Origin of the sequence: Neoroseomonas marina (assembly GCF_012927745.1) — a bacterium.
Taxonomy (GTDB): domain Bacteria; phylum Pseudomonadota; class Alphaproteobacteria; order Acetobacterales; family Acetobacteraceae; genus Neoroseomonas; species Neoroseomonas marina.
The window spans coordinates 1-22,595 of sequence record NZ_JABBKX010000014.1 but is presented as its reverse complement, the minus strand read 5'-3'; the positions used below and the strand labels follow the sequence as shown (position 1 = coordinate 22,595).

The following is a 22,595-nucleotide window of genomic DNA, read 5'->3' as shown; positions in this document are numbered from 1 at the left end:
GGGATTGCGGTCGGCGCGCACACTAGTCCCGCAACGGGCGCCGGGCCAGCCGGGGCGGCTTGCCCCGGGCGCATGGCTGAACGATCCTGCCGCGCAAATCGGCCGCAAGGGCCGAGGACCGGAGGAACCCGCCATGATCCGCGCCACCCGCCGCGCTCTGCTCGGCGCCGTCCCCGTGCTCGCGGTGCCGATGATATCGCGCGCGCAAGCTGCCTTCCCGAACCGCCCTGTCACGGTGATCGTGCCCAACCCGCCCGGCGGCGGGACGGATTTCGCGGCCCGGCTGTTCCAGGAAGGGCTGCAGGCCGCGCTCGGCCAGCCGGTGGTGATCGAGAACCGCCCCGGCGCGAACGGCAACATCGCGATCAACGCCGTGGTCCGCGCGCAGCCGGACGGGCACACCCTGCTGCTGCAGTACAACGGTTATCACGCCGGCAATCCGGCGATGATGCGCGACCTGACCTGGGATCCGATCCGCGACCTCAGCCTGGTCGGGATGGCGACGATGGCGCCGCACGTCATCCTCGTCGCGCCGAACGTGCCCGCGAACACGCTCGCGGAATTCATCGCCCATGCGCGGGCCAATCCCGGGAAGTTGAACTACGCCTCCTCCGGCAACGGTTCGATCCAGCACATCGGGGGCGTGCTGTTCGCCCGCGCGATCGGGGCCGAGATGGTGCACGTGCCCTATCGCGGCGCCGCGCCGGCCTTGCAGGACGTCGCCGGCGGTCGCGTCGAGATGTTCATCACCACCCCGTCCTCGGCCGTCGCGCTGGTCCAGGCCGGCCGGGTCAAGGCCTTGGCCATAGCGAGCGCCCGGCGCGCAGCCGGCCTGCCCGAGGTGCCGACGACCGCCGAGGCCGGGCTCCCCGGCTTCACCCTCGATGCCTGGTTCGCCTTCGCGGTGCCGGCGGCGACACCCCGGCCCGTGCAGGACCGGTTGAACGCCGCGCTCCGGGACGTCGCGCTGCAACCCGTGGTGCGGCAGCGGGCCGAGCAGGCGGGGGCCGTGACGGACGCCATGACCCTCGCGCAGTTGGACGCCCTGTCCCGGAAGGAAGTGGCCGAACTCGGCGCCGTCATCCGGTCGGCCGGCATCACGCTGGAGTAACGACCGGGCGCCGATCCGGCGTGGCGAGGCCCGACGGCGGGGGTTAGGATGACCCCATGACGCGTCCCTTCCCGCCGTTCCGCCTCGCCTTCCTCGCCGTCGCCCTGCTGTCCGCCTGCGCCGCCGCCGATGGCGGGGCCGGGGGCGAGGCTGGCTTCGCCCCATCCCCGAGCAATGCCTTCGGGGCCTATCTGGCAGGCCGCTTCGCGACGTCGGAATCCGATACGCGAACCGCGGCGGAATCGCTGCTCGCGGCGCTGCGGGCCGATCCGGACCAGGCCGAGGTGGTGCAGCGGGCCTTCATCGCCACGCTGCTGGATGGCCGGCCGGACGCGGTACGGCTCGCGCGCCGTCTGCCCGACAATCCGTTGGCGTCGATGCTGATCGCCGGAACCGATGCGCAGGCGGGGCGCTGGGACCGCGCCGAACAGCGGATCCGCACCCTGCCGCGCCAGGGTGCCGCGCAGCTGCTGCAGCCGATGCTGCTGGCCTGGACCCTGCACGGGAAGGGGCAGACCGATGCAGCGGTCGCGCTGCTCCGGCCGCTGTCGGAAAGCGGGCGGCTTCGGTCGCTCTATGCCCTGCACGCCGCGCTGATCTGCGACCTGGCGAACCGCCCGCGCGAGGCCGAGCGCTTCGTGCGGATCGCGATCGGCGACAGCCAGCCGCCGAACCTGCGGATGGTGCAGATCTCGGCCGGCATCCTCGCGCGCGGCGGTCGGGAGGACGAGGCCAACCGCCTGATCGACAGCATCGCCCGCGGACAGGACGAGATCGCGCTCGCCACCGGCGATGTCGCGCGGCGGGACATGCTGACGAACCGCGCCGTCGCCTCCCCCGTCGAGGGCATGGCGGAGGCGCATCTCGCCCTTGCCGGCGCGCTGCGGGGCCAGGGCGCGGCGGAATTCTCGCTCGCGCTCACCCGGCTCGCGCTCCGGCTGCGGCCAGGCTTCTCGCCTGCGCTGCTGATGGCGTCCGACGCGCTGACGGATGAGCGCCAGTACGTCGCGGCGCTGGCCGAGCTCGACCAGATCCGTGCGGATGATCCGCTGGCGGGGCTGGCCGGGCTTCGGCGCGCGCAGCTGCTCGACCGGCTCGACCGGCCGGAGGAGGCGATCGTGGCCTTCCGGGGCGTCGCGGCCGCGTATCCCGGCGCGGCGCAGCCCTATGTGCGGCTCGGCGACATGATGCGCGCGCGGGGTCGATGGGCGGATGCGGTCGCCGCCTATGACGACGCGATCCGCCGCGTGCCCTCGCCCAACGCGTCCTCCTGGCCGTTGTTCTATGCGCGGGGCATCGCGCTCGAGCGCAGCGGCAACTGGCCGGCGGCGGAGACCGATTTCCGCCGCGCGCTCGAGCTCAGCCCCGAGCAGCCCTATGTCCTCAACTACCTCGGCTACACCTGGGTCGAGCGCGGCGAGCACATCGTCGAGGCGCGCCGCATGCTCGAACGCGCGGTGGCGCTGCGCCCGCAGGACGGCAACATCGCGGACAGCCTCGGCTGGGCGCTGTTCAAGCTGGGCGACATCGCCGGCGCGATCCGCTGGCTGGAACGCGCCGTGGAGCTCGAGCCGCGCAACAGCGTGGTGAACGACCACCTGGGCGACGCCTATTGGGTCGCGGGGCGGCAGCGGGAGGCACAGTTCCAGTGGCGTCGCGCGCTGGCGCTCGGCCCCGAGGGCGACGATGGCCCGAAGATCGAGGCCAAGATCCGCAACGGTCTGCCCGCGAACCCCGTGGCGGAGAACCGGCGCTGAGCTGGTTCGCGCCGGCCAAGGTCAACCTCTACCTGCATGTCACGGGGCGACGGGCGGATGGGTACCATCTGCTCGACAGCCTCGTGGCCTTCGCGGGGGTGGGTGACGAGTTGCTCGCCGCGCCCGCCGCGGGGCTGACGCTGGCGGTGGACGGCCCCGCGGCAGCGGCCCTGGCCGGGGAGACGGACAACCTGGTGTTGAGGGCGGCGCGGGCGCTCGCGACGGCGGCCGGGGTGCCGGCGGGTGCTGCGCTGCGGCTGCACAAGCATCTGCCGGTGGCGTCCGGCATCGGCGGCGGCAGCGCGGATGCAGCCGCGGCGCTGCGGGCGCTGAATGCGCTGTGGGGGCTGGGCTGGCCTGAGGCGCGGCTGGCGGAAGTGGCATTGGCGCTGGGCGCGGATGTGCCGGCCTGCGTCGCGTCCCGGCCCTGCCGCATGGGCGGCATCGGCGAGGTGCTGGGGCCGGCGCCGCGCCTGCCGCCGGTCGGGATGGTGCTGACGAATCCGCGCGTTGCGTTGCCGACGCCGGCCGTGTTCCGCGCGCGGCAGGGCGGGTTCTCGGCCCCCGCGGCGCTGCCGTCGGGCTGGGATGACGCGGCCGGGATGGCGGCGGATCTGGCCGCGCTGGGCAACGACCTGGAAGCGCCGGCGATCGGGTTGTGTCCCCCGGTCGCCGAGGCGTTGGCGGCCTTGCGGTCCCTGCCCGGCTGCCTGCTGGCGCGCATGAGCGGGTCGGGCGCGACGTGCTTCGCGCTGTTCGGCGGGGCGGACGACGCGGTGGCAGCCGCGCAATTGTTGCCCGAGGCGTGGTGGCGCTGGGGCGGGGGGCTTCACGGACCGGGCGCGTGAAGGGTATGAGGCAGCACGGCTGGGGCGTAGCCAAGCGGTAAGGCAGCGGTTTTTGGTTTCTCGGCCGCGATCCTGCGAAATCGCAGACACCAAGAAACTCTAGGCGTTCAGGGCGGTCGCCGAGGCGCCCAAACCGCCTGAAACGCCCTTTCAGCACAGGCACCCGGCACAAAAGCCGGCACAGGGAATTACCCGGCGCACGCCCCGTCGCGCGCCGGTTTCCGCGCGTCCGCATGCCCGGCGCACCGCACACCCAAACAGGAGATCACCATGCACTTCGCCGCCGTGGCGCAGGCGTCCGCACGCCTGCGCGAGAGCTCGCCGAGCATGGAGGGGTCGCCGAACTGGCGGCTCATCTCGATGGAGGCGCCGATACGCCGGGCGTATTGCAGCCCGCCGGTGCGCTGGCTGAGATCCAGGAACTCGGCGATCCGCTCCGTCGGCACGTCGATGGTGCGCTGGCGCGCGTGGCCGGGACGGTTGAAGTCCGCCCAGCGGTCGCCCTGCGCGGATTTCGAAACGTCCACGATCTCGCCGATCAACCGGTCCAGCGCATCGGGCGCGCCGGGCTTCGGCGGCGGCAGGGCGCCGGGGGCCAGGCCGAGGGCGGTGCTCTGCGACGGGGATTGCGGCACCTGACCGCGCACGCCGGCCTGCGCCAGCGCGTCGCGCACGAGCTGCGGGATGCCGGCCTTGTCCACGGGATCGAGCCGCGCGCCGAAGGCCGAGGCTATCTCCTTCGCCACGCGCCCGGGGGAACGGCGGCGCATTGCCTCCACGACCGGCTGCGCCAGCGCCTTCGCCCGGTCGGCCGACAGGTCGGGCGCCAGGCCGCCGAGGCGGAGGTGCCGGAACAGCACCCGCTCCAGCGTCTCATGCACCGCCTCGCCCATCAGGTGCGAGACGGCGACCTCGGCGCGGATCGCGGCGTCGGCCCAGGTGTGCCCCGCCTGCGCGTGCCAGAAATCGCCAACGATGCCGATCAGCTTCTCGCGGCCCTCGCGCACCCGGTCCTTCACCCAGACATGCGGCACGAAGGGCTCGAGATGCGGCTCGGCCATGCTCAGCGCGTCGGCGCGCTGGGTGTTCAGTTCCAGCGACAGCAGGTTGCGCACCTGCGCCAGGTCATCGAGCGGGACGAACCAGACCTCGGACTTCACCCGCGCCGGGGGAAAGACGAAGTCGTGCTTGAACGGCTTCGCCCAGCGGAGCTTCCCGAAATGCTCCTCGGGGAACCATTCGAGCCAGGTCTTGATGGTGGTCATCTCGAGCTGCGGATTGGTGTTGCGGATCACCGCCCAGCGCGTGTGCCGCCAGCCGTTCGGCCCGGGTGTCTGCTCCATCATGTGCGTGAAGACCCGCACCATGGAGGCGACCGACTTCCCGCCGGCGATGGGGCCGCGGAGGATGTCGAGCGGGATGGCGGCGGGATCGACCGGCGGGCGATGCGCCACGAAGCGCGCCGCGACAGCGCCGGGCGGGCGCCACTTCAGCTTGTAAGCCGTCACTCAGAACCCCGCCGGGCTATGGCCCTCGACGGCGCGCCGCACCAGGTCGCCGCGCTTGTCCTCGTCGAGCGACGCGATGAAGCGATCACAGGCGGCGTCGGTCATGTGCGGGTCGCTCAGCAGCCGCCAGCGCACCCAGCGCCGAGCGGCGGCGACATGATCGGCCGGGTGCCGGCTCCACCAGCCATCGCTCGCCAGCGCCATCAGCCCTCGTCCCCGGCAGCCTCGCGGTCGCCTGTCGGGCGCCAGCCGCGCTGGCGACCCGGCTTCGAGACCGGCGGGACCTGCTTGACCACCGCGCGCAACTCGGCCGCGGCCTTCTGCGCCGAGACGACCTCGACGCGCTGCCCGGCCTCGACCCGTTCGATCAGCCCGACCGCACCTTCCAGGCTGTCGAGATCCACGGCCTCGGCCTTGTTGAAGTGCATGAGGCGAATCGCCTCCGCGAGACGCGCGCGCAGCGCCTCGTATCGCTCGATCCGCCGCAGCCGGTCGTCCATCAGGCCCGCTCCTCATCCCGAAAAGGCGGCCTGATCCCTGCCCTTGGACCGGAAGGCGGACCACACACAGAGGAAGCCCATTGTTTCGTGCGCCTCAGCCTCGCTACGCTCTGTGTTGGCTCACAACGGCCCAGACCTGCCTAACCAGCGGGACTGCACTGCCGGGGGTGGTTCCCCGGAGATTGTGGAGGTGAAACGGCTAGGCAGAATGCCAGTCACTCGATCATTCGCGGGAGCGGCGGCGGACGGCCGAATGACTCCACACCGGATGCACCATGCGTGGCCGATTGGAAGCGGACAGCGGACGTGGGCCGCAACAGCAGGAATTGACCTGCCCGGAGCCCTCCGATCGGGCGGTGGGGCGTGGAACCGGGTGGGGTGGCGGAGCGTTGGCGCGCGTCGCGGCCTCTTGTGACGAGATGAAGGCGGACAGGCCGGCTCGGGACCCTCTGATCGTTGTGAGCCGCCCCAACCACTGAGCGGGTCTTGCCATGCTCATTCGAGAGCGTTCTGTTCGAGAAGCTGCGGCCTCTGAGGCCGCGAACGTCCTCAGGTCGGACGTCGGGCGTACAGCGCTTGCTGCACACCTTCCTGGGCTGCTCCTGGATCCTGCCGTGAAGGGCGCGCTGTTCGCGGTCCTCGTAGAGTTCCTGGCTCAAGACGAGGCAAAGCCCATGGCTGAGCGCATCACGAGTGAGGTTCAGACAATCCTGAAGCGCCTGGAATCAGTGGTGGCAAAAGCCATCAAGGACGAGCGCGCGAAGATTGCTGAGCAGAAGGCTGAGATGATCGAGGGCATGAAGGAGGAATTGCGCCGTTCGGTCATCGCGCAGAAGTCTTTAACGACGCGACAGGTCAACCAGAGCATCGCAGTGCAGGAGCAAGAGAACCAAGTGCTCTTGGCCTCCATGGAGCGCCGCCTGAACGCCGCCGGCGCGGCGGCTGAGGCGCGGGTTGTAGCCAAGCAAGATAAGCTGTTGACTGAGTTGAGCGCAGCAATCGATCGCCTCCTGGCCGAGCGGCTTCAAGCCTTCGCGTTCGCGGCGGTGAAGCAGCACATTCGTGAGCGGCCGATTTTCGACGCTCACCACACCAATCGAGAACTCGCTTCGATCAACGGGATTTCCATCCGCGAGGTCAAGCGGCGGCGACGTGCGGCGCCCTGATCTACCGCCTGCCTCGAAATGCTTGGCTATGTGCAGGCCAACCCTGCGCGAGGGTGCTCCCATCTCACTGCCCTCGGCTTTTTCGGGGCCTCGAAGGAAAAGCACGAAGCCCACAGCGAATTGTGGAGAGGCGTCTCCTGTCCCCTCAGTCGTCGGTGAGCCTGATGTCCACCTCGACCTTGCCGACCACCGCGTGCTGGTGACGCTCGGGAGGACGGAAGCCACCACGATCCAGCAGGTCGGCAGCGGCCTGATGCTGCACGAAGCCGCTCTTGTGGTTCAGCAGCCGCACCATCGTCGCCAGCGCCACCGGCATCATCGGACCTATGGCCCGGCGCGTCCTCGCGCGCGCCGGCTGCCGGCTGGAGGAGGCGGCCTCGCTCGAATGGCCCGAGGTGGACCTCGCCACCCGCACCGTCACCTTCGTGGACACGAAGACCCGGCGGCCGCGCGCGATCGAGATCAGCCCCCAATGCGCGCGCGAGCTCGCCCACCTGAAGCGGCACCCGAAATGCGCCTTCGTCTTCTGGCATGTGGCCGGGCACAAACGGGGTGAGCCGTCCCGCTACCACAACCTCTCGCCCAATATCCGGGAAGCGGTGCTGGCGGCCGAGCGGGAGGCCCTGGAGCAGGAGAGGGGGGTTCCGCCGCTTCCGGGCCCATGACCTTCGGCACACCTTCGCGATCCGCTGGCTGCAGAAGGGCGGCAAGCTCTGGCCGCTGTCCTTCCACCTGGGCCACACGAACATCAAGACGACCGAGTACTATGTCCAGTGGCTGCGGGAGCACCCGAGGGGGTGAGAGGTCGGCTTGCACGTCCGGCGCTGGTCTAGGATAAGGCCCTCGCCCGGCCCGCACTTCGCCGGGCAGCCTCGTTCCGATCTCGTTCCCAATATGGTGAGCCGGCACAAAACCCGGCACAGGCCTTCGGGGAGCGGGATCGGGAAGGGGACCGAAGCCCAGGATATTCCTGGCCTTGGTGGGGCGTAGCCAAGCGGTAAGGCAGCGGTTTTTGGTACCGCCATTCCCAGGTTCGAATCCTGGCGCCCCAACCACGCAGTCACGGTGTCGCAGACGATTTCCGGGTCGGCAGACCCAACGCACGAATGCCCCGCCTTTCCGGCCAGGCACGCGGGCGCCTCTCTCGAGGCGTACCTGAGAGACGCTGGCCCGACGGATTCAGTAGGCCGAATGCCGGTTCTGTCTCTCCGGGCCATTTCGGTATGTACGGATGGGGTCAGATACCAGGGTCCACGGAGTAGCATAGGGCTGACGCGCTCTACCCGGTTCTGGCGTGCCACATGTGCTTCGGCCGGCTTGAAACCAGGCGAGATGCTGCTCCAGCCGTAGCAGCCGGCCGCACCACTCCCGCGTCAAACGAACCCAAGGGCCCTGCGCTGGTCCTGCCAGTCAGTAGGAATGCGGGTGTCCTGCATCAGCCGCGATGCCGTCAGGTTCGTCGGCTGGCAGCCCCCGAGGATGGCCTCGACGATATCCGGCGCCAGCCAGGCGAGGCGCACCAGCCGGGTCGCATAGGATTGCGAGATGCCCTGCTCCGCCGCGACGGCGGTCAGGCTCGGCGCGGTGCTCGACACCAGCGCCTCGCGCAGCGCCCAGGCCATGGCGATGAGGCGAGCCAGCGAGGGGTCCGACCGATCCGCGGCAAAGGTCGATCCCACCAGCAGCGCCATCTCACGACCGGCTCGCCGAAGGGACACGGGCTCAATGAGCGTGATTCGCAGGAGGTGTCGATCTTCCCCGTTGCCGCGCCCGTTGCCATCGTCGTTGCGCTTGTCGATCGCAATGGCAGCGCTGCCGCCCTTGCCTGCGAGGACTGCAAGCAATCCACACGACGCGAGATGGATGGTGATCTCATGCCGCTGCACCGTCATCTCGGCCCGGAGGGCGAGCAGGATCTCCCGCTGCACAGCATGGCCCTGCTGATGCCAGCGGCGCGCCAGCTTCCCTGCGGCCTCGAGCATCCGCCGCTGCTGCGCGGCCTCCGTCGGCAGCGCCCCGGCGGATCGCATCGCGCTCAGCAGTTCCGACCCATCGGACAGAAGGCGGGTGATGCGGCCAATGACGACCCGTTCCAACGCCGCCGCCGGCACCCGCAGCGCATCGGCATGATCCTCCCGTGTCTCGGTGATCAGGCGGTTCGAGACGTAGTAGCGATACCGACGCCCCCACTTGTTCGCATGCGTCGGAACCATCGGCTCACCAGTGGCGTCGGCGGCCATCCCGGCCAACAGGCTCGGATAGCTGGCATTGCCTCCCAGGCGGCGGTCGGCGCGGCTTTCGGCAAGACCCTGCTGCACCGCCTCCCACAGTTCCGCATCGACGATCGCCTCGTGCTCACCGGGATAGACATTGCCGCGGTGAGTCACCTCGCCCCGGTAGACCCGGTTTTGCAGCAGGTGGAACAGGGCTCCACGGGCGAGATAACGGCCGCCCTTGCCCGCGATGCCTTTCTCCGCGAGGTGCTGCTGGACCAGCCGGACCGTGCCGAGGTCGAGATAGGCCCGGTAGATGGACCGGACGCGCTCGGCCTCGACCTGGTGAACGACCAGCTTACGATCCCCGACTTCGTAGCCAAGGGGGACCGATCCACCCATCCACATCCCCTTGCGCTTGGAGGCGGCGATCTTGTCGCGGATGCGTTCGCCGGTGACTTCGCGCTCGAACTGCGCGAAGGACAGCAGCATGTTCAGCGTCAGCCGGCCCATGCTGGTGGTGGTGTTGAACTGCTGGGTGACCGAGACGAAGGAGGCGCTATGGCCATCGAGCACCTCGACGATCTTGGCGAAATCCGACAGCGAGCGGGTCAGCCGGTCGACCTTGTAGACAACGACCAGATCGACCCGGCCCGACGCGACATCGGCAAGCAGGCGCTGCAGTGCCGGGCGATTCATGCTGCCGCCGGAAAGGCCGCCATCGTCATAGCGGGCGGACAGCAGGTTCCAGCCTTCGTGCCGCTGGCTGCGGATGTAGGCCTCGCAGGCCTCCCGCTGGGCGTCGAGGGAGTTAAACTCCTGCTCCAGCCCCTCCTCCGAGGACTTCCGTGTGTAGATGGCGCAGCGCAGGCCGGTCCTGGGGGCAGGCTGGCCTGAGGTTCGACGGCTACGCATTGGGGGCAACCCCAACCCGTCGGCCGGAAGGGCTGGCCACAGCATGCTCCCCTCCCCGCCGGATGCCGAAGAACCTTGGGCCGGACCAGTGGGCGCCAGTGATGTGGCGGGCGACCTCCGAGAGGGAGGCAAAGCGCTGCCCCGCCATCTCGAACCCGTCCTCCAGGGCCAGCACCGTGTAGGTCCTGCCGTGCCATTCCCGCAGCAGGGTTGAGCCCGCCTTGATCCGCGGCGTCGGAACTCGGGGCTCCCCTGCCCTCCCGGGATCGTCGCCGGCCAGGGCGGCCAGGCGGCGACGGGCATCGGCGCTGAGCCCGCCGTACTGATCTGCTTGCAGGCGATAGGCGATGTCCCGCTCAAGGAAGTCTGGACTCAGAGCGGTGGGCGCAGCCATGCCGTGCAGGCGTTCCCATTCCTGCCGCCGCGCGGCGGCAGGAGATTCACCCCCGGGCAGGTCGGAGCCTGCCTTGCGCGGTCGGGGCATCGCGGCCTCCTTAGTCAGCCGCCGTCAGGCGGTAGGCCTTGCGGCCGTTCTGCTGGATGAGCGCCACCTCAAAACCCCGCTTGCGCAGACCAGTCACCGCAGCACGGGCGGTGTGCGGCAGCCAGCCGGTCAACGTGGTGATCTCGTCGAGCGTCGCACCCGTCTCGGCCGAGATGGCCTGCAGCACTTCGCCCAGCTTGCCGGTCGGGCGGCCGGGTGGCGCCTCCTGCGAACCATGCTCAGCGGTGTCCTCGTCGACCGCAGCCGCGTCGCTGCCAGTGAAAGCCTCAACCTCTTCGGCGCTGGTGTCGGCGTCAGCATCCGTCGACTCCGCCGACCCATTAGTATGGACCCCTGCGGCGGCAAGACCAGCTGCGGTGATGCGGAGGCCGTGGTGCTTGCCGGTCTCGTCGGTCCGCCAGGCGAGGGTCGCGTCATCGACCGGCACCTCCTCGACGAGTTCCATCTTGAGCAGGGCGCTGAGCAGGTTGCGCTGGGCGCCACCGCGGGCGCGGATCGTCGGCGGCAGAGGGAGGACCATGTGGTCGGGTCGCTGCGCGGCGGTGGTGAGGATCAGCAGCTGGGCGACGGTGAGCGTCTTGGTGGTGGACATCGGGATGGTTCCTTGTGCGGAGCACCGCCCCATGCAGCGCCCCCACCACCCGAAGCCCGGGACTTGCCGGGTTTGCTCTCGCGGGCTCTCTTGGCCGCGGCGCGTCAGCACCAATGCTTCCTGTCGAAAGGAAGTCGAGCGGAATGTGCGCACGAGCTGAATGGTTTTGGGCATCCACGGGGCGCCGCCGGGCTGCAGACCGGGCTGTTGCTGTCGCCCCATTTCCTGTCAGCTCTGGGGATATCAAAGGAATTCGATGTCGGGGGTCCTGATCCGAACATTCCCGACGCGGCTCGTGCGCGGGCGCCTCGTAGCCACGCATGTGACGGTCCTCCAGTCTGCGGTGCTGTGCCAGAGTTACCCGGGCGGTGGCAGGATCGCGCTCCGGCTTCCCATTCTGAGTTCGCGGAGATGGCGTTGAAGACACTGATCGATGTCCAGATCCCCCGAGCTGTTGATCAGCTGCTGGCCGAACCGCCGGGGCAGTCTTTCGAGGCATGGGTGTTCGAAGACGAACTGACCCGTCGATCACTCGAAACGGCGCTGCGCGCCGCAGGCGTCAGGGCTCGGCTGCGAAGTGCCTACAAGCCGCTGCTGCATTTCTTCCTCGAGGAAGTGCAGCTGACGGGCCTGACAGCGGTAACGATCCGAACGCCCATTCACCGGGCGGCGTCTGAACGCCGCTTCGAGCTTGAGGCCTACCCGCTTGCGGGATTGCTTCCGGGGGTGGCGCTGCGCTTCGAGGTCGGCGACGAGCTGCTGCACTACCGTGTCCTCCTCGAGCACGAGACGCGTCGCACCGAGCATCGCGTGTTCGCGCCGAATTTGGAGCGACGCGATCCCCTCGGCGGCGCAGTGCTGGCTCCATGCGGTTGGGTGAGGCCCGATCCGAACGGCCCTGGTGAGCCCTTTCAGACAGAGTACGAGACAGTCTTCGCAGCGGTGTTTGAGGCGCTTGCCGCGGCGCCTTGGCCGGCGGTCGCACCATTCTTCGACACCCTCTCTATCACTGTCGAGACGGGTGGCATCGAACATCGCCTGAGCTACGGCGATGAGTGCGTCAGCACGCGCGAGGCGCTGCACGAGGATCTCTACTTCTCCATTCGGGAGTATTTCCAGCGGCGCGCGCGCTTGCCGACCAGCGACCGTACGCTCCGGCTTGGTCAGGTCGTGCCGGATATCCGGTCGACTGATGGTGCCACCCGGCTTCGGGTGACGGTTGACCCCCCTGCCACCAAGGAGCCATGCCCCGATGGAGAGCAGGTTCTTCGCCAGGCCACCCGGCCTCTGGACCCAGACCAGATCGCGACCGAGTTGGGCGCTTTGGGCGGAGAGCGCTTCGACGCAGTTTCCCATCGCGGTCGACGGGTTATGGCCGCCGAGTTCTCCGGGCGGAACATCGGCTTGGTCGTCACGGCAGGGCAGCATGCGAATGAGACCTCCGGCGTGGTCGGCGCCCTTCGCGCTGCCGCTGAGCTGAAGGACCGTGGCCTCGGCTTCGCGCTGATCCCTTTGGAGAACCCGGATGGCTACGCACTTCATCGCGAGCTCCGCGTCGCCAATCCACGTCACATCAATCATGCCGCCCGCTTCAGCGCAGCGGGCGACGACTTGTCGAGCAGGACCGATCCGCCCTTCGGGGAACTCCAGGCACGCAGAGAGGCCTACGCGCGGACGAGTGCCGTGCTGCACGTCAACATGCACGGGTATCCTGCGCATGAGTTCACGCGGCCCCACACCGGCTACGTCCCGCGCGATTCACTGCAATGGGCTATCCCGCGGGGATTCTTTCTCATCATGCACTTCAAGCCGGGACTGCGCGATCCGGCGACGACGTTTCTCCATCGGCTTTCGGCCAGGATGGCCGAGCTCCCTGGGCTGAGGGCGTTAAATGAATCCCAAATCCGCACGTTCGAAGCACATCTCGGCGCAGTGCCTGCCCCTGTGCTGAATGGGATCGTGTGCACGCTGAAAGAAAACCCCGATCTGATTCTGCCCTTCGCCCTCACGACGGAATACCCGGACGAAACGATCTACGGTGACGCTTTCGAGTTCGCGCACACCGTTCAGATGAATGCCGTCATCGAAGCCGCCACGCTGCTCGAGGCAGGGGCACTGGCAAACTGCATCCGGCCATAGACGTGCGTTCAAGAGCGGCGCCCAAACGGCACCGCGCGCTTGGAGAGACCCGTACCGATGGCCGAACCGGCCTCGGCGCTATCTCTCCGCTGCGTGCCTGCGTCTTCCGACACCCACCACGAAGGAGGCGACAGTACGCGTGCGGCGAATTGCCTCTTGCCGAAGGACCGCCGGATCGCGGCGTCGCGGCGCGACGGAGATTGGCCGTCTCCTGCCATTCCGATTTCAGGAAAGATACTCGGCTTAGCGGAAGTTGGGCAGAAGGCCAGCCGGGCTCCAATCAATTGACCCATTTGGAATAACCGTCTAAATCCTCAGTCTATAAGTGGCCCTACAATCAATTTTGATCGTCATTGCGCGGCAACCATGCGGAAGGGCTGAAGTAATCAAGGTACCTGCTCCGGGAGAACAACGTGCTTATCAAGTTTGTCGAGATTGCGAACTTTCGTAAGCTGCTATCGGTACGCATCGACCTCGCAGAGAAGCAGACTCTGTTCGTCGGCGCCAACAACAGCGGCAAAAGTTCGGCAATGCTCGCATTGCGGCGTTTCCTCGTACCGCGGCGCTGCCCGTTTGAGGTTCATGACGTTACGCTGTGTCATTGGCCGGCGATCGATCGGATCGGCCAGAGTTGGATCGATGCAAAGCGGGCCGATGAAGTAGTCGAGCTCACGCTTGAGACGTGGCTGCCGCTGCTGCCGGCGCTCGATCTTTGGCTCGACGTGGACGCCGGGGAGATGCACCACGTTCGCGACCTCATTCCGACGCTCGATTGGGAAGGCGGACTGCTCGGGGTGCGGCTCCGCTACGAACCGACCAATCTCGGCGATCTCTACAAGGATTTCCTGGCCGCGGTCGCCGATGCCGAGGCGTTGCGCGCTGCCGCGACGCAGGCACACGCCGAGAAGATGGCGGCCGAGGGTCAGGAGATGCCCGAGCTCAAGCTCACGCTATGGCCGTCGACGCTCGTCGATTACTTGAGCCAGCGGCTGGCCAAGAGCTTCACCATCCGCGCGTTCACCCTCGATCCCGCGCAGCTTCAGGCTCCGCTCAATGGCCAGGCGCGCCCGCAATCGCTGCCCGCCGCCTCGCTCAGCCTCGAGGGGGAACCGCTAAAGGGCCTGGTGCGCATCCACGATATTCCGGCGCAACGCGGGTTCGGCGAGGAAGCGCCGCGCGGCGATGACGAGGATGCGCCGGCCGGATCGCCCGGCAGTCGGCTCTCCGATCAGCTGCGTAGCTATTATTCCAAGCACCTCGATCCGACCAAGGGACCGGACGTCAAGGATTTGGGGGCATTGCAGGCGATCGAAGCGGCGCAGGACGCGTTCGATCAGAAGCTCACTGAGAGCTTTGAAGCGGCGTTCAGCGAAGTCGAGGGCATGGGCTATCCCGGCGTCACCGACCCCAAGCCGAAGGTGTCGACGCGGCTCAAGGCAATCGACGGCCTCAACCACTCCGCGGCGGTGACCTTCGTGGTCGACGTGACACCGGCGGAGGGCGACGTGGTGGCGCCGGTGCTGCGCCTACCCGAGAACAACAATGGGCTCGGCTATCAGAACCTCATCTCGATGATCTTCCGGCTGATGAGCTTCCGGGATTCGTGGATGCGTGTCGGCAAGGCTGCGAGCACTAATCCCGCTGCCGTGATCGAGCCGCTGCACCTCGTCCTTGTCGAGGAGCCCGAGGCGCACCTCCATGCGCAGGTCCAGCAGGTGTTCATCAACAAGGCCTATGAGGTGCTTCGCGCGCATCCCGACCTCAGAGGCACCAAGCTGCGGCGCACCCAACTTGTGGTCAGCACCCATTCGAGCCATGTCGCGCATGAAGTATCGTTCGAATGCCTGCGCTACTTCCGGCGCCTGCCCGCCGGCATGGTGTCGCGGATACCGGTCTCCACGGTGATCAACCTCTCGGAGGTATTCGGCGCGGGCAACGAGACTGCCCGTTTCGTGACGCGCTACCTGCGCGCGCAACACGCCGACCTGTTCTTCGCGGATGCTGCCATCCTGGTCGAAGGGCCTGCGGAACGCATGATCGTGCCGAACTTCATCCGCCACAAATTCGAGGTGCTCAGCAAGAGCTACATTACTCTGCTCGAGATTGGTGGCAGCCATGCCCATCGCCTTCGCCCGCTGATCGACCATCTCGGCCTGCTGACGCTGATCATCACCGACCTCGACAGCCAAGCGGCCGGTACGACCACATCGGCGCCACCCACGCCGGGTGCCGGGCAGACCACCAACAACACGACACTGCAGCAATGGGTTCCTAAGCAAGCCAACGTCGACGCGCTATGGGGAGCGACGCCAGCGGAGCGAACGTTCGAACCCGCGGGCGACCCGCTGTTCGCGGTGCGTGCCGCCTATCAGCTGCCGGTCGAAGTGACGCTTCCGGGCACCGCCGCGAGCGAGACGGCCTATCCCTACACGTTCGAGGATGCGCTTGCATTCGAGAACCTCGCCTTCTTCGCCGCGCTTCCCGGCCCGGGGCTGGTCTCCAAGTTCCGAAACGCGATTGCCGCGGGTGGCGGCGCGGCCGCGGTCGGCGCGGCGATGTTCGAGGCCCTCAAGACAGGCAAAAAGGCCGAGTTCGCGCTCGACGTGCTTGATGCCGACATGTTCGAAACCCTGACGGTGCCGCGCTACATCGCCGAAGGGCTGACTTGGCTGCAGGAGCGGCTGAAGAAGAAGCAGAACGAGATATTGCCGGCGATTGAGGGAGCAGCGGCATGACCGGCGAGGACGCCGACGATCTGATTGATGCGGCGGCGGACGAGACCATTCGCGAATGCCTCGATCTCGCCGCGCCGCGCAGCTTCTTCCTGTACGCCGGCGCCGGCTCGGGCAAGACCCGATCTCTGGTCCAGGCAGTGCGCGACCTGTGCGAGCGCCAAGGCCGCCAGCTGGCGCTGACCGGCCAGAAGATCGCGATCATCACCTATACCAATGCCGCCCGCGACGAGATCGTGCAGCGGCTCGAATTCGATCCGCGGGTTGACGTATCCACCATCCACGCCTTCGCTTGGTCGCTGATCCGCGGCTATGACGGCGACATCCGCAAGTGGCTCGACGCGAACCTGGTAGCCGAAATTGCCGAGCTTGAGCAGAAGCAGGCGAAAGGCCGGGCGGGCAAGGCGGCGATCGAGCGCGCGCAGTCGATCGAGAGCAAGACCCGGCGCCGCGAAGGTCTCCGCGAGATTACGCGGTTCATCTACAGCCCGACCGGAGACAATCGCACGCGCGATTCGCTCAATCACGCCGAGGTTATCGCTATGACCGCGGTGTTCCTCAACACGAAGCCGGGCCTGCGCCGGCTCCTGTTCGCCCGCTATCCGATCCTGTTGATCGACGAGAGCCAGGATACCGCAAGGCGCCTCATGGACGCGCTGCTCGACGTCCAGGCGGCTTTCCCGGCGCAGTTCTGCCTGGGGCTATTCGGCGACACCATGCAGCGCATCTACGCCGATGGTAAGGTCGGCCTCGCCGAGGCGATCCCCGAAGCCTGGGCGAGGCCGCGCAAGGCAATGAATCATCGCTGTCCCAAGCGCGTGATCGCGCTCATCAATAAGATCCGCGCCGATGATGACAAACAGGATCAGCAGCCGCGGAGCGACTCGCCCGAAGGGACTGTCCGGCTATTCCTCGCGCCCGAGACCGTCGCCAACAAGAGGGGTGTCGAAGCGGCCGCAGCGACGAGAATGGCCGAGCTGACCGGCGATGAGGATTGGCTCCCCGGCCGTAATGGGGTGAAGACGCTCGCGCTCGAGCATCTGATGTCTGCGCGCCGGTTCGGGTTCGAACATTTTTTCGGGCCGCTCTATGCCTATGAGCCGATGCGCACGGGGCTGCTCGACGGCACGGGCCGCGGTCTCGGTTTCTTCACCCGCGAGCTGCTCCCGCTCGCAATCGCGCTAGCGGCGGGCGACCGTTTCGCGATCGCGGCGGCGATCCGCCAGACCTCGCCGCTGCTCGATCGGCAGCGGCTGGCGGAAGCCGGGGAGAAGCAGCAGGAGGAGCTGGCACGCGCGAAGGCCGCGTGCGACGGGCTCAAGTCGCTGCTGCTGGCCGAGAACCCGCCGACCCTGCGCGCCGTACTGCGCTACGTGGCGGCGACCGAGCTGTTCGTCATTCCTGATGTGCTGCAACCGTTCGTCCCCGAGGGGCCTACGGATGCGGCGGCTGCCGAGCCGGAGGAAGACGCGAGCACCGAAGCGGGTGCTTGGCGTAGGGCGCTCGACGCGCCATTCCCCGATATCGAGAAATATGATCGCTACGTCCGCGGCGTGTCGCAGTTCGATACGCATCAGGGCGTGAAGGGCCGCGAGTTTCCGCGCGTGATGGTGGTGATCAGCGACGACGAAGCGCGCGGCTTCCTGTTCAGCTACGGTAAGCTCATGGGGACCAAGGACAAGACCAAGACCGACCTCGAAAATGAGGCAGCGGGCAACGACACCAGCATCGACCGCACCCGTCGCCTTTTCTACGTGACTTGCAGTCGTGCCGAGGAGAGCCTCGCCATCGTTTATTATTCCGACAATCCCGTCCTGGCGAGCACCGCCCTCCTCGAGCGTGGCTGGTTCGCTGACGACGAGATTGAGGTTATTGCCGCCTGAAGGTCGATTGCGGACCGCGCTAAACGTAACCGCACGATCTCAATGCACCTAACAGACAGCAGCTTTCAGGGTCTGGCCTAGCGGCAGTGAATGACTACGTTGGGCGCGAAGCAGACAGCAGTTGGCCGCCTTCCGTACGGATCAGAAAGGCAACCCTGCGGACGATGTTCCCGTGACAGCGGGCACGCAGTGAGGCGGGTTCGCGAATTCAACCTGGCGTACCTTGCGATGGAAGCCAGGCGCTTCACTGGCGTTGCCGCGTCCCTCGGCGTCGGGTGTCCTCGCAACTTCCGGGGGAGGGAAAGAACCACCAAGTTTGCAAAGCTACTCGGCTCTGGCTCCCGACGCGGCCACTATGGCGGCCTGGCGGGGGATCTCCTCGGCGAGGTAGGCGGTGACGAGGTCGGGCGCTCCAGTCCTGACTGTGAGTCCCATCTCACGCAGCCGCTCGCGCATGGCCGGGTCTGCGGCGACCGCGTTCAGCGCACCATTCAGCCGGGCGATCGCCTCCGCAGGCACGCCGGTGGGCGCGAGCAGCGCGAAGCAGGTTTCGCTGATGAGGGCGGGCAGGCCGAGTTCGGTCGTCGTGGGCACGTCCGGCAGCACGGGGGAACGCTCGGCCGAGAAGACGGCGACGACGCGCAGCGTGCCGCCGCGGACATGCGGCACCGTCATCGGGACGACCGGGAAGATCGCCTGGATGCGGCCCGCCAGCAGGTCCGTCAACGCGCCGGCCGGCGTCGGATAGGGGACGTGCGTAAGGCTGTTGCCGACGCGCTGGCTGACCATCTCGCCGGCGATGTGCCAGGAGCTGCCGACGCCGGTCGTGCCGTAGGAGGTCGCGCCGGGGTGCGCGCGGGCATACGCCATGAAGTCCTCGAGCGACCGCACCGACGTCGTCGGGCTGACGGCCAGGACATTCGGCGTGCAGCCGACCATGCCGATGGGCATGAAGTCGCGCCGTGGATCGTAGCCGGTGTCCCGGTACAGCGCGAGGTTGGTCGCCATCGGCCCGGTCCAGGAGATGGCGATTGTGTAGCCGTCCGGGCGCGCCCGTGCCGCCTGCGCCATCCCGATGTTGCCGCCGGCGCCGGGACGGTTGAGCACGACGATGCTCTGGCCAATACGCTTGCCGATCTCCTCAGCCAGCAGACGCGCAAGAGGGTCCGACGAACCGCCCGCACCGGCTGGCAGGATCATCGAGATGGTCTGGCGCTCCGGCCAGGCTTGCGCCTGTGCCGGCGCCGCAGCGGCGACGGCGGCCGCCGCGACCAGAGCGAGGAACTTCATCACGCGCTCACCTTCGAACGGGCTTGGATCATCGTCACCTGCGTCGGCACCTGGTCCCGCGGCACGAGGCATGAGCTCAGGCCGACGACCGGCCGTACCCGCGATCCCGGTGCGCTGGTCGCCCACTTCCCTGTGGCGGCGAGGCCGTTCACCGCGAGGGGATCGATCTCACGCCGCAGCTTGTCGGCCTCGGCACGGCTCGAGGTCTTGAGGGCGACGCGGAGGATCACCTCATAGGGATCCGCGGCGGGCGGGGGCGATGCCTCGCGATGCACCGCGTTGATGCCGAGATAGTCGAAGCGCAATTCATCGGCCTGCAGCGCGACCTTGCGGAAGCGATCCTCCAGCAGCGCCTGCGTCGCCTGTGCGCGCGCCAGCGCGCCGGGGCCGGCGAAGATGACCATCTCCTCGGTCATGAAGCCCTCACGCAGCCCGACCAAGACCTTGAGGGTGGGCGGGCGTGGCCGCCCGGCCTCGGCTTCGATGAGGACCTCGACCTCGTCGGGGCCAGCCTGTTCGAAGCGGACCTTGGTGAGGTCGGCCACGCAGTCAGGGCAAAGGTATGATGCGGGGTCGCCGACCTCGTAGAGTAATTGCTCCTTGCAGGTGGCAGGGGTCAGAAGGCCGCCGCTGCCGGGCAGCTTCGACAGGATGACGCGGTCCTCGCTGACCTCGGCGATGGGATTGCCGAGGTCAGAGAGGCCGGGGACGTCCTTGTAGCCAGGGTCGGCGAAATAGCCGCCGCAGACCTGCGCGCCACATTCCATGAGATGGCCGATGATCATGCCGCGCGCCATGCGCCGGTAGTCGTCGATCGACCAGCCGAACTCATGCATCATCGGGCCGAGATAAAGGCAGGCGTCGGCGACGCGCGTAGTCACGACGACATCGGCGCCCTTCGCGAGGGCCTCGGCGATGCCGGCCGCGCCCATGTAGGCCTCGGCGGAGACGATGGCATCGCGCTGCGCGCCGACCGCCGCCCCGGTCTCGAGGAAGGCCGCACCGAGGCCGGTGATCCGGTCGGTCAGAATGCCGCCATCCACAGCAGCGATGCGCAGCCTCTCGATGCCGAGCTCCTCGGCCAGCGCTGCAAGCCGCTGCGCGGCGCCGACCGGGTCGAGCCAACCCTGGTTCGTGATAATGCGAATACCCTGGTCCTTGCAGCGCCGGAGGATCGGCTCCATCCGCGGGACCAGATAGGGGTCGTAGAGCGGCGTCGCGGGGTTCTCCATCCGCGCGGTCTGCGCCGCAGCCATGGTCACTTCCGACATCGTCTCGAAGCAGAGGTAGTCGATCCTGCCGCGATCGATGAGGTCGCTCGCGGGTTCGAAGCGGTCGCGGGACCAGGCGGTGGCGGAGCCCAGGCGGATCGTGCGCCCTTGAATCGGCGGCCGCGTCGCTGGCGCGGGGCCGGACTGCGGCCGGGTACGGCCGACCGGCACGCGGACCGGCAGGGTCAGCATGAGAGAGGACAGCGCCTTGCCGGATTCCTCGAAAGCTAGGGTGCGGGAGCGGCCGCCTTCCAGCACTTCGTCGAGCACGAAGTTGAGCGCACCGATGGCGGGGACCTCGAAGCGCGTGATGCCGCCCTTGGTGATCGGGGCGAAGATGCGCTTGACGGCATCTACAGTGACCTGCTCGGCGATAAGGCCGTACTCCGCCGGATCATAGGCGATCACGGAGATCATCGAGCTGTTGCCCTTCTCGCCGGAACGGGCGTGGGCGATCTCCCGAAGGGGGACGAGGTGGGTGTCAGTCAATGGTCGCTCCTGTCATGCGAACAACCTCGGTCCATTTGGCGATGTCGGCCGCGACGAAGGTCTGGAACTCGGCCGGCGTGCTGCCGACCAGGGTGAAGCCCTGCTGGCTGGCCTGCGCCTTCAGCTCGCTGTCGGCGGCCGCGCGGGCGAGAATGCCCTGGAGCGAGGCGGTGATGCGGGGTGGCAGGCGCGCCGGGCCGAACAGCCCCATCCAGGCCGTCGCGTCGAAGTCCTGCACGCCCTGCTCGCGCGGCGTCGGCACCTCGGGCAGCAGCGGCGTGCGCTCCGGCGCCAGGACGGCGATGGCCTTGATCTGACCGCTCCGGATGTTCCCGACGAGGGCCGGCACCTGGTAGATCACGATCGGCACGTGGCCGGCCATGGTGTCGGTGATGGCCTGGCCGATCTCGCGATAGGGGACGTGGTTGAGCGGCGCACCGGTACGCAGCTTCAGCAGTTCTCCGGCGAGTTGCCCGGAGGAGCCGACGCCACCGGTCGCGAAGTTCAGCCCACCGCGCTGACGGGCATAGGCGACGAGTTCGGGAATGGTGTTCGCGGGCAGGTCCTTGTTCACCGCGAGCAGGTTCGGGAAATGCGCGACGAGTGAGACCGGAGTGAAGTCCTCGAGCACGCGGTAGGGGATGTTCGCCATCATCGCGGCGTTGATGGAATGCGAGGAGATCGTGCCCATCACCAGCGTGTAGCCATCCGGCGCCGCGCGAGCGACCGCGGCGCTGCCGATGGTCCCGCCGCCGCCTGCCCGGTTCTCGACAACCACCGGCTGCCCGAGCTCGGCCGTCATGCGCCGCGCGACGACCCGGGCGAGGATGTCGGTGCTGGACCCGGCGCCGTAAGGCACGATCAGGGTGATCGGGCGGTTCGGCCAGGGCGCGTCCTGCGCCGCGGCCCGGGCGCCACCGCCGGCGACCAGGGCCAAGGAGAGCCGGCCGACATCGCGCCGCCGCACTGTGTTCATGGCACTTCCTCGGACGTTTTCTTGTGAGCCGCCATGCCCTCAGGCCGGCAGCTCAACGACGTTGAGCGTGGCGCCGGAGAGCGTCAAACGCTAGGTTTTCGCGTATTGATCTTGAAAGACGATCAATGCGCGATATCGAGTTCACCCGGCAACTTCGCGACGTGAACCTCACGCAGTGCCTCACTTTTCTGGCCGTCGCGGAGATCGGCAGTTTCCGCGGAGCGGCTGAGCGGCTGCACATCTCCCAGTCGGCGTTGAGCGTGCAGGTGCGTCAGATGGAGCGGGCGCTCGGCGTGCCGCTGCTGCACCGCACAACACGAAGCGTGGTGCTGACGGCGCAGGGCCAGGTTGCGCAGGCAGCGCTGCGGCGCATCTGCGGCGACCTCGACCGCATGGTGAAGGACTTCCGTGAGGAGGCGGCGCTGCATAAGGGCTTCCTCAGCGTCGCCGTGCTGCCTTCCCTCGCCGCGACGCTGCTGCCGCAAGTGGTGACCGGTTTCGGGGCGGCGCATCCGGGCATCGAGGTGCGGCTGCGGGATGCGGATTCCAAGGCCATCGTCGCGATGCTCCGCGGCGGCGACGTGGACATGGGCATCCTGTCGCGCAACGCGGCTCTGGACGGGTATCTCTTCACGCCGCTGTTCGAGGACGAATTCCTCGTCGTCGTACCGCGCGAGGGGCACCCGCTCAGCGCCCGCCG

Annotated in this window: 20 protein-coding genes and 1 tRNA gene; 11 read left to right on the top strand and 10 right to left on the bottom strand. The window is 68.0% G+C overall.

The genetic code is table 11. From position 1 onward, the window contains the following. Positions 1-133: 133 nt before the first annotated feature. From GWK16_RS23895 to GWK16_RS23885, 3 genes are read left to right on the top strand one after another with little or no spacing between them, the layout of a single operon-like run. Complete coding sequence (locus GWK16_RS23895; protein ID WP_170056490.1) at positions 134-1,111, top strand: Bug family tripartite tricarboxylate transporter substrate binding protein; 978 nt, start codon at positions 134-136, stop codon at positions 1,109-1,111. Positions 1,112-1,167: 56 nt separating this feature from the next. Next, positions 1,168-2,868, top strand: coding sequence for a tetratricopeptide repeat protein (locus GWK16_RS23890; RefSeq protein WP_170056489.1), 1,701 nt, complete (start codon positions 1,168-1,170; stop codon positions 2,866-2,868). Further along, the gene (locus tag GWK16_RS23885; protein WP_211187695.1) at positions 2,865-3,716 is read left to right on the top strand and encodes a 4-(cytidine 5'-diphospho)-2-C-methyl-D-erythritol kinase; all 852 of its coding nucleotides are present in this window, start codon (positions 2,865-2,867) and stop codon (positions 3,714-3,716) included. Before GWK16_RS23890 ends, GWK16_RS23885 begins: the two co-directional genes overlap by 4 nt. A gap of 188 nt (positions 3,717-3,904) precedes the next feature. Here the strand turns inward: GWK16_RS23885 and GWK16_RS23880 are convergent, their stop codons facing one another. The 3 genes from GWK16_RS23880 to GWK16_RS23870 are packed head-to-tail and all read right to left on the bottom strand — an operon-like array spanning position 3,905 to position 5,724. Beyond that, positions 3,905-5,224 carry a hypothetical protein gene (locus GWK16_RS23880; RefSeq protein ID WP_170056487.1) on the bottom strand — a complete coding sequence of 440 codons (1,320 nt, stop codon included), beginning with the start codon at positions 5,222-5,224 and terminating at the stop codon, positions 3,905-3,907. Next, positions 5,225-5,428: a hypothetical protein gene (locus GWK16_RS23875; RefSeq protein WP_170056486.1), complete on the bottom strand. Its 204-nt coding sequence runs from the start codon at positions 5,426-5,428 to the stop codon at positions 5,225-5,227. It abuts the gene before it with no gap. Beyond that, positions 5,428-5,724 carry a hypothetical protein gene (locus tag GWK16_RS23870; protein ID WP_170056485.1) on the bottom strand — a complete coding sequence of 99 codons (297 nt, stop codon included), beginning with the start codon at positions 5,722-5,724 and terminating at the stop codon, positions 5,428-5,430. Before GWK16_RS23870 ends, GWK16_RS23875 begins: the two co-directional genes overlap by 1 nt. A gap of 614 nt (positions 5,725-6,338) precedes the next feature. Here GWK16_RS23870 and GWK16_RS23865 point away from each other — a divergent pair. Next, positions 6,339-6,890: a hypothetical protein gene (locus GWK16_RS23865; RefSeq protein WP_170056484.1), complete on the top strand. Its 552-nt coding sequence runs from the start codon at positions 6,339-6,341 to the stop codon at positions 6,888-6,890. A gap of 145 nt (positions 6,891-7,035) precedes the next feature. Here the strand turns inward: GWK16_RS23865 and GWK16_RS23860 are convergent, their stop codons facing one another. Beyond that, positions 7,036-7,209, bottom strand: coding sequence for a hypothetical protein (locus GWK16_RS23860; RefSeq protein ID WP_211187688.1), 174 nt, complete (start codon positions 7,207-7,209; stop codon positions 7,036-7,038). A 7-nt stretch (positions 7,210-7,216) separates the two neighbouring features. Between GWK16_RS23860 and GWK16_RS25435 the strand changes: the two genes are divergently transcribed. The 3 genes from GWK16_RS25435 to GWK16_RS23850 all read left to right on the top strand — a co-directional run bounded on the left by GWK16_RS25435 (position 7,217) and on the right by GWK16_RS23850 (position 7,945). After that, positions 7,217-7,555: a site-specific integrase gene (locus GWK16_RS25435; protein ID WP_248291600.1), complete on the top strand. Its 339-nt coding sequence runs from the start codon at positions 7,217-7,219 to the stop codon at positions 7,553-7,555. Next, positions 7,443-7,691 (top strand): tyrosine-type recombinase/integrase, encoded by a 249-nt coding sequence (locus GWK16_RS25820; protein ID WP_338144554.1) that lies wholly within the window; start codon positions 7,443-7,445, stop codon positions 7,689-7,691. Before GWK16_RS25435 ends, GWK16_RS25820 begins: the two co-directional genes overlap by 113 nt. A 179-nt stretch (positions 7,692-7,870) precedes the next feature. Beyond that, positions 7,871-7,945: transfer RNA gene (locus GWK16_RS23850), tRNA-Gln, on the top strand. 318 nt (positions 7,946-8,263) lie between these two features. Here GWK16_RS23850 and GWK16_RS23845 read toward each other — a convergent pair. Genes GWK16_RS23845 through GWK16_RS23835 form a run of 3 tightly spaced genes read right to left on the bottom strand, consistent with a single transcriptional unit; the run spans position 8,264 to position 11,115 of the window. After that, a complete protein-coding gene (locus GWK16_RS23845; protein WP_248291594.1) occupies positions 8,264-10,063 on the bottom strand; it encodes a recombinase family protein in 1,800 nt (599 codons plus the stop codon). After that, the gene (locus GWK16_RS23840) at positions 10,011-10,502 is read right to left on the bottom strand and encodes a DUF2924 domain-containing protein (protein ID WP_170056481.1); all 492 of its coding nucleotides are present in this window, start codon (positions 10,500-10,502) and stop codon (positions 10,011-10,013) included. Before GWK16_RS23840 ends, GWK16_RS23845 begins: the two co-directional genes overlap by 53 nt. A 10-nt stretch (positions 10,503-10,512) precedes the next feature. Further along, a complete protein-coding gene (locus GWK16_RS23835) occupies positions 10,513-11,115 on the bottom strand; it encodes a DUF3489 domain-containing protein (RefSeq protein WP_170056480.1) in 603 nt (200 codons plus the stop codon). A 417-nt stretch (positions 11,116-11,532) separates the two neighbouring features. On the opposite strand from GWK16_RS23835, the gene GWK16_RS23830 reads away from it, so the two are divergent. The 3 genes from GWK16_RS23830 (at position 11,533) to GWK16_RS23820 (ending at position 17,869) form a co-directional block, all read left to right on the top strand. After that, on the top strand, positions 11,533-13,254 hold the full coding sequence (locus tag GWK16_RS23830; protein WP_170056479.1) for a M14 family metallopeptidase: 1,722 nt from the start codon (positions 11,533-11,535) through the stop codon (positions 13,252-13,254). A gap of 413 nt (positions 13,255-13,667) precedes the next feature. Next, positions 13,668-15,989, top strand: coding sequence for an AAA family ATPase (locus GWK16_RS23825; protein WP_170056478.1), 2,322 nt, complete (start codon positions 13,668-13,670; stop codon positions 15,987-15,989). Then, positions 15,986-17,869 carry a UvrD-helicase domain-containing protein gene (locus tag GWK16_RS23820; protein ID WP_170056477.1) on the top strand — a complete coding sequence of 628 codons (1,884 nt, stop codon included), beginning with the start codon at positions 15,986-15,988 and terminating at the stop codon, positions 17,867-17,869. Before GWK16_RS23825 ends, GWK16_RS23820 begins: the two co-directional genes overlap by 4 nt. A 324-nt stretch (positions 17,870-18,193) precedes the next feature. Here the strand turns inward: GWK16_RS23820 and GWK16_RS23815 are convergent, their stop codons facing one another. Genes GWK16_RS23815 through GWK16_RS23805 form a run of 3 tightly spaced genes read right to left on the bottom strand, consistent with a single transcriptional unit; the run spans position 18,194 to position 21,895 of the window. Then, entirely contained in the window at positions 18,194-19,159 is a 966-nt protein-coding gene (locus tag GWK16_RS23815) for a Bug family tripartite tricarboxylate transporter substrate binding protein (protein ID WP_170056476.1), read from the bottom strand. Next, the gene (locus GWK16_RS23810; RefSeq protein ID WP_211187686.1) at positions 19,159-20,919 is read right to left on the bottom strand and encodes an acyclic terpene utilization AtuA family protein; all 1,761 of its coding nucleotides are present in this window, start codon (positions 20,917-20,919) and stop codon (positions 19,159-19,161) included. Before GWK16_RS23810 ends, GWK16_RS23815 begins: the two co-directional genes overlap by 1 nt. Next, on the bottom strand, positions 20,912-21,895 hold the full coding sequence (locus GWK16_RS23805; protein WP_170056475.1) for a Bug family tripartite tricarboxylate transporter substrate binding protein: 984 nt from the start codon (positions 21,893-21,895) through the stop codon (positions 20,912-20,914). Before GWK16_RS23805 ends, GWK16_RS23810 begins: the two co-directional genes overlap by 8 nt. 125 nt (positions 21,896-22,020) lie before the next feature. On the opposite strand from GWK16_RS23805, the gene GWK16_RS23800 reads away from it, so the two are divergent. Then, positions 22,021-22,595, top strand: a 575-nt coding sequence (locus GWK16_RS23800) for a LysR family transcriptional regulator (protein ID WP_170056474.1), incomplete at its 3' end; no start/stop codon positions are given.

Bases quoted from the DNA above. Each gene is read 5' to 3' on its own strand.
- GWK16_RS25435 (WP_248291600.1), top strand. From the start codon at position 7,217: ATGGCCCGGCGCGTCCTCGCGCGCGCCGGCTGCCGGCTGGAGGAGGCG.
- GWK16_RS23875 (WP_170056486.1), bottom strand. From the start codon at position 5,428: ATGGCGCTGGCGAGCGATGGCTGGTGGAGCCGGCACCCGGCCGATCAT.
- GWK16_RS23895 (WP_170056490.1), top strand. From the start codon at position 134: ATGATCCGCGCCACCCGCCGCGCTCTGCTCGGCGCCGTCCCCGTGCTC.
- GWK16_RS23835 (WP_170056480.1), bottom strand. From the start codon at position 11,115: ATGTCCACCACCAAGACGCTCACCGTCGCCCAGCTGCTGATCCTCACC.
- GWK16_RS23840 (WP_170056481.1), bottom strand. From the start codon at position 10,502: ATGCCCCGACCGCGCAAGGCAGGCTCCGACCTGCCCGGGGGTGAATCT.
- GWK16_RS23820 (WP_170056477.1), top strand. From the start codon at position 15,986: ATGACCGGCGAGGACGCCGACGATCTGATTGATGCGGCGGCGGACGAG.
- GWK16_RS23860 (WP_211187688.1), bottom strand. From the start codon at position 7,209: ATGATGCCGGTGGCGCTGGCGACGATGGTGCGGCTGCTGAACCACAAG.
- GWK16_RS23845 (WP_248291594.1), bottom strand. From the start codon at position 10,063: ATGCTGTGGCCAGCCCTTCCGGCCGACGGGTTGGGGTTGCCCCCAATG.
- GWK16_RS23870 (WP_170056485.1), bottom strand. From the start codon at position 5,724: ATGGACGACCGGCTGCGGCGGATCGAGCGATACGAGGCGCTGCGCGCG.
- GWK16_RS23890 (WP_170056489.1), top strand. From the start codon at position 1,168: ATGACGCGTCCCTTCCCGCCGTTCCGCCTCGCCTTCCTCGCCGTCGCC.
- GWK16_RS23815 (WP_170056476.1), bottom strand. From the start codon at position 19,159: ATGAAGTTCCTCGCTCTGGTCGCGGCGGCCGCCGTCGCCGCTGCGGCG.
- GWK16_RS23805 (WP_170056475.1), bottom strand. From the start codon at position 21,895: ATGAACACAGTGCGGCGGCGCGATGTCGGCCGGCTCTCCTTGGCCCTG.